This is a genomic window from Rhodoflexus caldus (genome assembly GCF_021206925.1).
Classification (GTDB): Bacteria; Bacteroidota; Bacteroidia; order Cytophagales; family Thermoflexibacteraceae; genus Rhodoflexus; species Rhodoflexus caldus.
In genome coordinates, this window is record NZ_JAJPRF010000003.1 from 1 (window position 1) to 12,569 (window position 12,569).

Genomic DNA, 12,569 nt, shown 5'->3' on the forward strand with positions numbered 1-12,569 from the left:
CGCGCCTTGCGGAGGCTAACAACCCTGTTTTACAAGCCATGCTTGCCCATAAAGCACAACCAAACTCTGTTATTGGCTAGTACTTAATGAAAAAGGCCGCCCCTTTTCGGACGGCCTCTTTGTTAAATCGCTACACTGCTTGCGTTCACCTATTTTTTCAAACCGATTTCGCGCAGACGCTCATTGAGGAATTCACCCGCTGTAATATCGGGATACGCCTTTGGATGAGCCTCGTCAATGCAGTTTGGCAAACAAGCCAGATTCATTTCAGAGCGAGGGTGCATGAAGAACGGAATGGAGAAGCGGGAAGTACCCATTTTCTCGCGCGGCGGGTTCACTACGCGGTGAATGGTTGATTTGAGTCGATTGTTCGTATGACGCTCCAACATGTCGCCCACGTTTACTACTACCTGTTCAGGCAGCGCCGTAATCGGAATCCACTTGCCGTCGCGGCGGAGCACCTGTAAGCCTTCCGCACTTGCACCCATCAGCAGGGTAATCAGGTTGATGTCGCCGTGAGCAGCGGCACGCACCGCATCAGGAGCCAGCGCATCAGGGTTTTCAATCGGGAAATAGTGAATGGCACGCAGGATGCTATTGCCGAATTTTACTTTATCGTCAAAGTAGTGTTCGTCCAGCCCCAGATAAAGAGCAGCGGCACGCAACAGTTGCACGCCCGCTTTTTCCAACGTGCGATAGGCCTCTAAGGCTAAGGGTTTGAACTCAGGTACTTCTGCATCAGGGAATACGTTTTCGGGATATTCCGCCTTAACAGGGTCGTTAGGGTCGGTTACTTCCTGACCTACATGGTAAAACTCCTTCAAATCCGGCACGGCATGGCCTTTTGCCTGCTCTTTGCCCTTGCCTATATAGCCGCGTTGGCCGGCTATTTCGGGGATTTCGTATTTTTTCTTTACTTCATCGGGCAAAAAGAAAAACTTCTTTACTGCATCATACAGCTTTTCAGTCAGCTCATCGCTAAGGCCGTGATTTTTTACTGCCACAAAGCCGATGTTTGTCCATGCATCTCCCAGATTTTTTACGAAGCGGGCTTTGCGCTCAGGGTCTCCGCTGGTGAAGTCCGCCAAGTCTAATGAAGGAACCTCATCATACAAAATTTCGCTCATTGTTTATCAGGTAATTAAGGTTTGTAAAAACAACCTGCAAAAGTAGTAATAATCAGCCAATTGTAAATTAGCTAATTAAAGTCATGAAAACTATTGTATATACAAATATTGTTCGTATGTTTGCACAAGAATTACATGTTATAACATCTAAATTGCATTACAATTATGGCACAATGGGTAATTGACGCTGCACACAGCGAAATACAATTCAAGGTAAAACACCTGATGATTTCAACCGTAACAGGTTCTTTCGGTACTTTTTCGGGCAGCGCCGTTACTGCAACCGACGATGACTTCACCGATGCACAAATCTCTTTCACGGCTGCTACGGCTTCCATCAACACCGGACAAGCCGACCGCGATAACCACCTGCGCTCTGCCGACTTCTTTGATGCCGAAAAATATCCCGAAGTAACTTTTACTTCTTCTTCCATGAAGAATACAGGCGGCAGCAATTTTGAACTGACCGGCACCCTTTCTATGCACGGCGTGAGCAAAGAAATTACGCTGAACGCAGAGTTTTTGGGCATCAACAAAGACCCTTGGGGCAACACCAAAGCAGGTTTTGAACTGAGCGGCAAAATCAACCGCAAAGATTTCGGCTTGAACTGGAACGCAGCATTGGAAACAGGCGGCGTACTGGTAGGCGAAGAAGTAAAATTGATTGCCAACGTACAATTGGCGCGTCAATAATTAGTTGAATAGATGTATGGAAAGCCGTTTCGGATTTTTCGGAACGGCTTTTTCTATAGCCCGAGTTTGGTTTTGAAATCGCGCAGCAAGTCCGTGTTTTTCATGCCCGGGGCAGCTTCAAAGCGGCTGTTTACGTCTATGGCGTGCAAAGCGGGCAGCAGCAGGGTTTTGAGTGCTTCGGCATGTTCCGTGCCGATGCCTCCGCTAAGGAAAAAGGGCTTGCCGAAAGGATAGTTTTTGAGCAAGTCCCAATTGAAGGTTACGCCGTTGCCGCCGTGATTTTTCCCTTGTGTATCAAAAAGGAAAAAATCTACGGTTGGTTCATAGTCGGTCAGTTTTGCAAAATCAAAGGTTTCACCGACGGAAAATGCCTTGATTACAGGCAAGCCCGTTGTTTGGCGTATGCTGCGACAAAATTCCGCCGATTCGCTGCCGTGCAGTTGCAAGAGTTGCAAGCCGTAGTCTGCCGTTGCCTGCACGATTTCCTCTGCCGACTGATTGACAAAAACGCCCACTTTTTTGGTTTCCGCAGGGAAAACAGGCAATTGCTCGGGCGGCAGATTGCCCGCATACCGCGATGAGTCGCGATAGAATATCAAGCCCGCATAGTCTGGGCGTATGTCCGAAAGAATTGCCGCTATGTTGGCAGGGTCTTTCAACCCGCATATTTTCCATTGCATTGCTTCACTCATTTTTATTGCTCCGCGTCAGAGGCTAAATTAGCGGACGCATTGCCAAAGATACGGCGCGATTTGTTATGAAAAATTTTACCGTTCAAACCCGCTATAAAAAACTGCTTGCCGATACGGTTACTCCCGTGAGCATCTACTTCCGTCTGCGCGATAAGTTCGTGAACACTCTGCTGCTGGAAAGTTCCGATTATCACGGCAACGAAAATGCTTTTACCTACATCTGCTGCGAACCCGTAGCGGCGTTTAAGGTTGCCGAGGGGCAAATGCACATCAGTATGCCCGACGGACAAACGGAAACGTATCAGGTAAATGCCGAAAATCGGGTGGTGGACTATTTGAACCGTTTTGCCAAGTCGTTTCAGCCCGTTTCGCCGCTGCCCGACAAGTTCATCAGCAACGGCATTTTTGGCTATATGGCATACGATGCAGTGCAATACTTTGAAGATATTTCGCTGCCAGTCAAATCCAAAGAAGGCTTTGACCAACGCATCCCCGACATTTACTATCAGGTATTCCGCTATATCATCGCCATCAACCACTTCAACGAAGAGTTGTACATTTTTGAGCACCAATACGGCGATGAACAACTGACCGAAGACGGCATTGCACAAATTGAAGGCATCATCCGCAATAAGAACTTTGTTGCCTATCAGTTTGAACCCGTCGGCAGCGAGCGTTCTAACTTTACCGACGAGGAATTTCTGCAAATTATTGCCAAAGGCAAGCAGCATTGCCAAGCGGGCGATGTGTTCCAAATTGTACTTTCGCGACGCTTTGCGCAAGGTTTCAGAGGCGATGAGTTTAATGTATATCGCGCGCTCCGGGCTATCAATCCTTCGCCTTACCTGTTCTATTTTGACTACGGCAATTTTAAAATTTTCGGTTCTTCGCCCGAAGCGCAATTGGTCATCAAAGGCGGGAAAGCCGTTATCCACCCCATTGCGGGCACATTCCGCCGCACGGGCAACGACTTGCAGGATGCCGCCGCCGCGCAACGGCTCATGGAAGACCCCAAAGAAAACGCCGAGCATATCATGCTGGTGGACTTGGCGCGCAACGATTTGAGCAAGCACTGCGAAGAGGTAACGGTTGCCACTTTCAAAGAGGTGCAATATTTCTCACACGTGATTCACTTGGTTTCTACGGTAGAAGGCAAACTCACCGACCCGGAAAAAGCCATCCAGATTGTGGCGGATACCTTCCCTGCCGGAACCCTTTCGGGCGCGCCCAAATACCGCGCCATGCAGCTCATCAACCAATACGAAACCATCAGCCGCGGCTACTATGGCGGTTGCATAGGCTTTATGGGCTTCAACGGCGACTTCAATCAGGCAATTATGATTCGTTCGTTTTTGAGCATCGGCAATACGCTGCACTATCAGGCAGGGGCTGGCGTGGTGTTCAAGTCCGACGACCGCAGCGAGCTGGAAGAAGTAAACAACAAACTGCGCGCACTGCGCACCGCTTTGCAATTGGCAACGGGTTTTGAGAATTAATCGCCTTTGCGCAAAACGGTAATCACTTTGCGCACATCTTTGGGCTCAAAGGTTTTGATGCCTTTCAGGCAGGCACGCAGGAAACGGGAAGGCGGTTTGCGGATGTATTCGCTCCATACAGCCATTTCTTCATCTATTTCACGGATGCGCTGTTGGCGTTCCTCATGGTCTTTCAACAGCCATAACTCTCTGGCAATCAGCCATGAACGATTGCGCGCATAAACAATGCCCATATTGGCCAGCCGCTCATCCATCTTGCCGCCTATTACGTCTATCACCGACATTACGGGAGAAATGCGGTTAATGCTTGCCTGCATACTATCGGTAAGTGCTGCCAGAATATTGTTGATTTTGGCATAGTCATTTGACAATTTGTTGATATGCTCCGATTGCATGGTTTCCGCCGCTGCAATTCCTAAGTCTAAACTGATATGTGCGTGCATCCCCATAATCAGATGCTGAATGACGGCCAACTCTTCCTGACTGCTTTCAAATGATACCGCCCATGAGCAGCTGATTTCCTGATTTTGCTTAAACCCCTGATAGGCAGACAGATACAAATCAGCGAAATTAACATCAAAGACGGTCATACGATGGTTGTCATCAAACGTCTTTCGCTCAATTGCAGCTTTGATGGCAGCCGTTGTACGGCGATAGATACAGGCAAAAATGCCTGCACGGCTGGCGTTATCGAGGCTTTCCTCAATAATTTCATCCATTTGCGCCAAAACCCGGTCTATGCTTTCCATGGCTAAAAAAGTGCATACATCATGCCGCCAAATGAAGGTACGCAAAAAAGGGCAGCCGTGCAAAAACATCAGAAGGCGACTTCTATTTTTGAAAGAATTTTAGTAGTAATATCGGTTTGCAGCCACCACATTACCCAATCAAAAACCATCAGCCATGCGCCTTGCAGGATGATGGCTTTGCCGAAACCTTCCCACCGAAGGCTGTTGCTGTCGTTGCGGCGAGCGCGTTCTATCAGATAAAAGCCGCCCATGATGTACGCCACGTCCAAGGCGGCATTGAACAGATAGATTTTCTCAATGCCATACTGTGCAGCAACCGATTCCCGAAGGTTCATCAGGCTAACACCTGTTTGCAGGGCATTCCAATAGCCACCTGCGGCAAGTACGATATTGACAATGTTCCAATAGGCATTCATTTGCCAGAAATAGCGGCTTGCTCCTTCGCTTTTTCGGGCTTTCCAAAAGCCGATAATAATGTTGAAAAATGCCCATGTGCCCAACAGCATCATTCCCTGCTGGTTGAGGTTGAGCCGCGCTAAGTTGAGCGTTACAAGTGAGTCGAGCAACAGCATAGCTTAATGATTGGATAGTTTGATGTACGAAACCGACAGGTCTTCGAAACCTATCAGGTTTAAGTCGTTCATTTTTAATGATTTATGCAAATTTTCCTTTACAAATCAACTATTACTTTGTACAGCCGCGTTATCTGCCCAAAATCAGCATTCGAATACAGGAAAAACGTGGCTGTTATCCAAAAACCTCCTGCAAAGGAATCTGTAAATCGCTGAAAATGAATGAGGTAATCAGGTCTTCTGCGGTATAGATGTCGTGCAGTCGGTAGCGGTTGTTTTCATCTAAAATAAACTGTTGCAAAAACTGTTCGTAGGGAACCACAATCCAGTATTCGCGCACGCCGTTTTCTTCATAGAGGCTGAATTTGTGCTTCATTTCCTTCTTGGAATTGCCTTTGGAAAGAATTTCCACAATCAAATCCGGTGCGCCGAGGCAGCCTGCTTCGTCAATTTTTGCTGCATCGCAAATAATGGAAATATCGGGCTGCACGACCGTGAAAATATCGCGATTGGCTGCGGCAGACTTCTTACCGTCTAACAGCCGCACATCAAAAGGCGCAGAAAAAACTTCACAGGATTTTTCCCAAAAACAGTTGGAGATAAAGTGCATCAACTTGCGCGAAATCCGCTGATGGGTAGCCCCGGGCGCGGGCGACATCGGGAAAATTTTGCCTTTAATCAACTCAACGGTTTCCTCCAACTGCCATTGCAGATAGTCGGCGTAGGTATATACGCCGTTGGGGTCTAATTGGGAAAGGCTGGTAACGGGTTGCATAGTCAAATATACACAATTTTCATCCATCCGACGGCTTGCCGAAGCCGCCGCCGCCGGGTGTATGCAGGCAGAGCAAATCACCTGCTTGCAGGTCGGCGCGGTCGATGCCTTGCAGTGCCACAAGTTCGCCCGTAGCGCGCACAAGCCACTGTTGCCCTGTTTTGCCCGGCTCGCCGCCTGCCATGCCGTAGGGGGCTTCCTTGCGGTGCTGGGTAATGAGGCTCAACGCAACGGGGGCAAGAAAGCGGATGTGCCGCTCAATACCGTTGCCACCGCGCCACTTGCCCTTGCCGCCCGAATCGGGGCGAACGGCAAACCGCTCTACGCGCACGGGATAGCGTTTTTCCATGATTTCCGCATCGGTAATGCGCGTGTTGGTCATGTGGCAATGGACGGCATCCGCACCTTGGAAACCTTCCGTTGCGCCGCTGCCTCCGCCAATGGTTTCGTAGTAGCCGAACGATTCATTTCCGAAAATTAGGTTGTTCATTGTGCCTTGGCTGCACGCGGCAAGTTCTAAGGCTTTGAGCAGCGTATCGGTCAGCCGCTGGCTGACTTCGGTATTGCCGCCCACCACGGCAGGGCAAAGGGCAGGATTATCGGAAAATCGGGGATTGAGCAGCGAACCTTCGGGCAAATGCAGTTCTACGGATTGCATCAGCCCCTCATTGAGCGGTACGTATTCGTGCGACAACTTGGCGGCAATCAACAAGCGCAAGACGTAAATCACAACGCTGTTCACAATGGCAGGCGTGGCGTTGAGGTTGCCCGCATATGTGGCTGCCGTGCCGCTGAAATCAATCGTTACTTTGTCGTTGCTGATTTGGATGCGGGCGCACAGCGGGCTGCCGTCGTCCAAACGCTCCGTGGCGGCAAACGATTGCGCGGGCAATTGCCGCAGGCTGCGCATCAGGCAATCATGCGCATAGCGTTTCAATGCCTGCATGTAGCGGCGCACCTGACCGATGCCGTAGGTACGGCAAAGATTTTGCAGCCCGCCAATGCCTGCCTGAACCGATGCCAGTGCCGCCTGCAAATCGGCGATGTTTTCGTTCAGCGCACGGGTAGGATACGGCGCATCGGTAAAGAGTTGTGCGACCGCCTCCCATTGCGGCACGCCGCCGCGCATCAGGTAGGCAGGTACAATTACGACTCCTTCTTCTGCAAGCGAGCGGGCATCGGGCGGCATCGAACCCGGACGCGAGCCGCCGATTTCAGCATGGTGCGCACGGTTGGCAACATAGCCAACCAATTCATCATCAAAAAAAACGGGCGCAATGAGCGTAACATCGGGCAGGTGCGAGCCGCCGAACGCGGGATGATTGGTAACAACCACATCGCCTTTTTGCATAGGCAAAACCTTGCGCACTTCGCGCACGCATACGCCCAAACTGCCCAAATGCACGGGAACGTGCGGCGCATTGACTACCAATTCGCCGTCGGCATCCAGCAGGGCGCAGGAAAAATCCAGACGTTCTTTTACGTTCACCGAAAAGGCTGTCCGTTGCAGCAATGCGCCCATTTGGTTGGCAACTGCCGTAAATCGGTTGGAAAACAGTTCCAACTCGGCCGCTTCGGGGGCTTGCCCTTGTTGAAGCGGCTGATTATCGGTGCAATACAATGCCACATCGCCGTTGGCAAGTATTTCCGCCTGCCAATGCGGCGGCATAAAAACCGTGTGATAATCACTCAAAAGGATAGCCTTGCCTTTCAGAGCAGCGCCTGCGGGCAGGTCTTCAAGGCGAAAAACGGCGGCATCGCCGTAGCGCTCCGATGTCGTTACCTCATGTTTTTGCTCATTGGGCAAAGGCGGGGGCAAAGTGCGGCTTTGCGGAACGGCAGCCGTCAACCACAAGGCTACCACTTCGGTTTGTTCGTCGCTTGTTTGCTCGGGAAAATAGCCATAGAGTTTGGCATATGCCTGTCGGAACTTTTGCGCTGCCGAAAGTTGCGTTTCATCTTCCTCAAAATCAACAGAAACGGTACTTTCCTGTCCTTTGAGCCGCAACTCGGCACTGATTTGTCGGATGATAATTTGTTCAGAAGCAAAGTTTTGGGCAAGCAAGGGCTGCATTGCCGCATTTTTAAGCTCGGCAAGGATTTGTTGCCAACTATCAAAAAAACGAGGCAAAGGCTGCATGATTTGCCGTGCCTGCGTATGGGCAATATCCGTTTGCCCGATGCCGTAAGCACAAAATAAGCCTGCATAGCGAGGCACTAAAATTCGCTGAATACCGAGCAAGTCCGCCACTTCGCAAATGTGCTGCCCGCCTGCACCTCCGAAGGCAAGCAGCGCATAGTCGGCAGGATTTTCGCCTTTGCGCGTGGTAATCAGGCGAATCGCTTCCGCCATTTTTTCGTTGGCAAGTTGCAAGAGCGTAGCCAGCAGTTTTTCCCGACCGATTGTCTCACCTGTTGCTTCGGCTATCTTTCTTTGAAGATGAGCTAAGGCCTGTTCGGCAGCGGCTTCGCTGATAGGGATGGAAAAATTTTGCGGCATCAGTCTGCCCGCAAGTAAATTGACATCCGTTACGGTGAGCGGACCTCCGTTGCCGTAGCAAGCCGGACCGGGAAATGCCCCCGCACTGTGCGGACCGACAGCGAGCCTGTGTCCGTCGAAAAAGCAAATTGAGCCTCCGCCTGCCGCCACGGTCTCCATGGCAACGGCGCGGCTCATGAGCGACAGCCCGCTGACCTGTACCTCGTTTGCCCAATCGGGTGCACCGTCCACGCGGGCAACGTCGGTGCTGGTGCCGCCCATGTCAAAGGTGATATGTTTGGCAAAGGGGCTGCCCTGCGTATGCTTCCATGCACCAATAACTCCTCCCGCGGGGCCGCTCAGCAAACTGTCTTTGGGGTGAAATTCCCAATAATCGGCCAGATTTCCGTTGCTGCTCATCAGCCGCAAATCGGCTGCCTTTTCGCTGATTGGTTGAAGGTACGACATCAACACGGGTGCAAGTGCCGCATTGGCAAGGGCGGTTTGGGTGCGCCATTCGTATTTAATCAACGGTAAAAGCGCCGTACCTGAGGAAACATAAGCAAAGCCCGCCTCTGTCAGTGCCTTGACCAACTGCAGTTCGTGTTGCGGGTTCAGGTAGGCGTGCATGAGCGAAACGGCAACGGATTGAACTTCTGCACTTTTCACTTCTTCAATTATTCTCCTGATTTCGCTTTCGTTGAGCGGCTGCACGATTTGCCCTTCGGCATCTGTTCGCTCATGTACCTCTACGACCACATGCGGCGGCAAGGCAGGCTTTCGGATTTGCAAAGCAAAAATATCGGGGCGCTGCTGGCTGCCGATACGCAGCACATCGGCAAAACCTTTGGTTACTACCAAGGCGGCTTTGGGAGTTTTGGCTTCCAGCAGTGCGTTTGTTCCTTTGGTAGTACCCAGCCGCATGGCAATAGGCGGCAAAGGCTGATGCAGCGGCGTATGCGTCAGCAAGCGTGCTGCGAGCAGGGGCGCCTCTTCGCCTGCCGTGAGTTCAAAAAGGGTGTCGGCAGCAACAGCCGAGGCGGCATTTTGCAGAAATAGCAGCCCTTCGGCAAGACGACTGCCCATAACCTGATATGTGCCGCCATCGGGCAGCAGGCGCAGGGTGTAGCCCTCAAAAATATCTTGCCGAAAAGGAAACTGCACGTGCCAAATGTTGCCTTGCGTTTTCCGAACGGTTCCGCGCAGCACGCCGCTGCTCAATACTTTGCAGGTGAGCCATTCGCCTGTGGGAGAAAGTGCTACGCAGTCGGTAAAAGTACCGCCTGTGTCAGCCCATAAATGCCAGCCGTTGTTCATGCTACCAAATTACGAATGTATGCGGTTTATTGTGCCTCAAAACAATCCGCAACGGATTACATAAACATGCAACTTTTTGCAGATGACATGGTTTTCGCTGATTTTGTTATACCAAACGGCAAGTGTTTTTGGGAAATTTTTTATGTAACTTCTTGAAAAACAGAATATTACATGCCTAAAAGACCCATAAGGTTGATGTGTAGCATCCTCAGTACCAAATCTACACCCCTGTTTTAATTTTGGGCGAGGATATACCGCCTTATGCTGTCGGTAACAGCAAGCTGAACGTTGCTCCTTTACCGTATTCACTTTCACAAATCAAATCGCCGGACATAGCAAGCGCATAGCGTCGGGCGATGTATAGCCCCAAACCCGATGAAGGTTCGCCGGCAGTTGGTCGGGCGCTGAGTTGCTGAAACTGCCCGAACAGACGAGGCATTTCCTCAGGTTTAATACCCGGCCCCTCATCCCTGACTTGTATGGCAAGCATCTGGCCCCTTAGTTCGGTAGTGAGATAAATATTTTTCTCCTTTGGCGAAAACTTGAGCGCATTTGAAATGAGGTTTTCCAAAATATTGCGGGTGAAATTCTTGTCACCAAAAGCAGTAGCTGACGGCTCTGTTGCCGATGCAATGTGTATGGTGATTTGTTTGCGCGCCGCCTCGGTGGCAAACCTGTCGGCAAGTATCTGAAACAAATAGGCGATGTCAAGGGCTTCTTTGTTCAATGAAAGCTCGCCGCGACTCATGCTTTGCCAGCTCAACAACTGCCCGACTGTGTCTAAGGCATCAGTGGCTACCTGTCCTATCATCTCAATAGCCTCCCTATTCGGCTGAGTATCATAAAGGGCTATTTCCGACAGCGAACTGATGTTACCCAGCGGTGTGCGCAGGTCGTGTGTAATAATGCGAATCAGATTGGTTTTTTCGTTGTTCAATGCTGCCAATTCCGCATTGCGGGCTGCCAATTGTTCGTTTTGCTTGGTTATCTCGCTGTTTTTTTGCAGCAGCATCAGATTGGTTGCCCGCCTTTGGTTGGCCTGATGCACAAGCACGCCTAACAATATGACTGTTAAGGCAATTACAACACCTGCCGCCCACAGATAGGTATTGCGTTGGGCAAGTTCAATAGCTTGCAGGCGATTCTCATTACGCGCTTGTATCAGTGAGAAACTGGCTTTTGCTGCTTTTATCGCATTGGCTTTTTCGCTGTTCATGATGCTGTCTTTCAGCACGTAGTACTTTTTCAGCCAAGCTATTTCACTACGGGCATCTCCTTTAACCGAATCCAGCATGTACAACAGTTTATATGCCCCCAGAGAGGTGGACTTTCTGTTAGACTGCTGCCCTTCTTTCAATAAATCCATCGCCACAGCCCTTGCCTTTTCGTATTGTGCGGTGTAAAAATAGCTTTGGCTCAGGGTTTCGCGTATGCGAGGCAACAAATAGCGAAGGTCGGGGTGATTGTTTTTAATTGCCAGTGCAGTTAGCCCTACATTAATTGCCTGTTCGTAATTCTTCTGCATAAAGAAAAGGCGTGCCATTTCGTCTAAGGGGGTGATAGCCCGCTTGGCATTGCCTGCTTTTTCATAGAGTATTACAGCCTTTTGCAGGGCTGCAATGGCTGAATCTAATTGTTGCTGCCTACCTAATAATAGCCCCTGCTGTGTGGTCAGGTTGGCCTCTTCTATGTACATATGTGCCAGCCTGCTCAGTTTGAGAGATTCTTCCAAATGCAAAGAGGCTTCTTGGTATCTTCCGGCTGAAATCAAAAAATCCGTTTTGCTGTACGACATTCCTACCATTTGCAAGGTATCGCGCAGATACGCCGCCATTCGGTAGGCTTTTGCATAAAGGCTATCCACTGCCTGTGCGGTTGTATCACCCAATTGCCTGTTCAAATTCGCAATATTGATAAACAGTGCGGTCATAGACCGGGTAGGCTCTTTTAGCTTTTCAAAAGTCCCAAGAGCGTTCAAATAAAACTTCAAGGCGATTTCCAGTTCGCCCATGTTGCGGTGGCAAAGCCCGATGTTGTTCAACGTGCGGGCAAGACCATAATCATCTTGCAGTTTTTCATATATCAGACGGGCAGAATCTAAGTGCGACAGGCTTTTTCCAAACTGTTGCCATCGCAGATAGTTCAATCCTGACTCTCTGTGTGCCTCTGCCATCTGCGTGCTTGCGGGCGCATGCTCGCGTAATACGGCAATGGCCGATTGCAATATTTCATGTGCTTCGGAGTAGTAGGAATATTGACTGCGTGCACTTCCGGCTTCCGTAAGTGCCCATGCAGCCTCTTTTGGTAGCTGATTATCACGAAACAGCTTTGCCGAGGTTTGTGATACGATAAATGCGGAATCAAAACTCCCTTTTTGCCTGTAAGAAGTTCCCAAAGCAAGCAGCGCCCATGCTTCGCTAATGTTGTCGCGCTGCCGACGCGCCTCATGCAGGCTCGTAATGGCAAGGCGATAAGCGCGCCCCGGGTCTTTGTCGTATAACGCAAGGGACTCTTGCGCCATTTTTTTAGAATGAGGCATATCTGCCGCAGCAAGCATTGGAAGCCACCATAGCAACCCCAAAAAACAGTAGCGTATCGGCACAACCTTCATTCTGTCTTGATGTCGTTTTTTTTGATAGTTCACAAAAGTACGAAACTGCCTGATTCTC

At 50.1% G+C, this 12,569-nt stretch carries 9 protein-coding genes; 2 read left to right on the top strand and 7 right to left on the bottom strand.

Annotated features, from left to right (window positions below):
* Positions 1–149: 149 nt before the first annotated feature.
* Positions 150–1,127, bottom strand: a complete 978-nt coding sequence (locus tag NDK19_RS04280) for an isopenicillin N synthase family dioxygenase (RefSeq protein ID WP_250630612.1) — start codon at positions 1,125–1,127, stop codon at positions 150–152.
* Between the two features lie 165 nt (positions 1,128–1,292).
* Here NDK19_RS04280 and NDK19_RS04285 point away from each other — a divergent pair, with 165 nt between their 5' ends.
* Entirely contained in the window at positions 1,293–1,820 is a 528-nt protein-coding gene (locus NDK19_RS04285) for a YceI family protein (RefSeq protein WP_250630613.1), read from the top strand.
* A 53-nt stretch (positions 1,821–1,873) separates the two neighbouring features.
* Here the strand turns inward: NDK19_RS04285 and NDK19_RS04290 are convergent, their stop codons facing one another.
* Complete coding sequence (locus NDK19_RS04290; RefSeq protein ID WP_250630614.1) at positions 1,874–2,512, bottom strand: phosphoribosylanthranilate isomerase; 639 nt, start codon at positions 2,510–2,512, stop codon at positions 1,874–1,876.
* 65 nt (positions 2,513–2,577) lie between these two features.
* Between NDK19_RS04290 and NDK19_RS04295 the strand changes: the two genes are divergently transcribed.
* The gene (locus NDK19_RS04295; protein WP_250630615.1) at positions 2,578–4,008 is read left to right on the top strand and encodes an anthranilate synthase component I family protein; all 1,431 of its coding nucleotides are present in this window, start codon (positions 2,578–2,580) and stop codon (positions 4,006–4,008) included.
* Here the strand turns inward: NDK19_RS04295 and NDK19_RS04300 are convergent.
* The 5 genes from NDK19_RS04300 to NDK19_RS04320 all read right to left on the bottom strand — a co-directional run bounded on the left by NDK19_RS04300 (position 4,005) and on the right by NDK19_RS04320 (position 12,439).
* On the bottom strand, positions 4,005–4,757 hold the full coding sequence (locus tag NDK19_RS04300) for a DUF5995 family protein (RefSeq protein ID WP_250630616.1): 753 nt from the start codon (positions 4,755–4,757) through the stop codon (positions 4,005–4,007). The two genes, NDK19_RS04295 and NDK19_RS04300, sit on opposite strands and share 4 nt — an antisense overlap.
* A 68-nt stretch (positions 4,758–4,825) precedes the next feature.
* Positions 4,826–5,329, bottom strand: coding sequence for a DUF6992 family protein (locus tag NDK19_RS04305; protein WP_250630617.1), 504 nt, complete (start codon positions 5,327–5,329; stop codon positions 4,826–4,828).
* A gap of 175 nt (positions 5,330–5,504) precedes the next feature.
* Positions 5,505–6,104: a Uma2 family endonuclease gene (locus NDK19_RS04310; RefSeq protein ID WP_250630618.1), complete on the bottom strand. Its 600-nt coding sequence runs from the start codon at positions 6,102–6,104 to the stop codon at positions 5,505–5,507.
* 19 nt (positions 6,105–6,123) lie between these two features.
* Positions 6,124–9,900, bottom strand: coding sequence for a hydantoinase B/oxoprolinase family protein (locus NDK19_RS04315; protein ID WP_250630619.1), 3,777 nt, complete (start codon positions 9,898–9,900; stop codon positions 6,124–6,126).
* A gap of 259 nt (positions 9,901–10,159) precedes the next feature.
* Positions 10,160–12,439 carry an ATP-binding protein gene (locus NDK19_RS04320; protein WP_250630620.1) on the bottom strand — a complete coding sequence of 760 codons (2,280 nt, stop codon included), beginning with the start codon at positions 12,437–12,439 and terminating at the stop codon, positions 10,160–10,162.
* Positions 12,440–12,569: the final 130 nt, after the last annotated feature.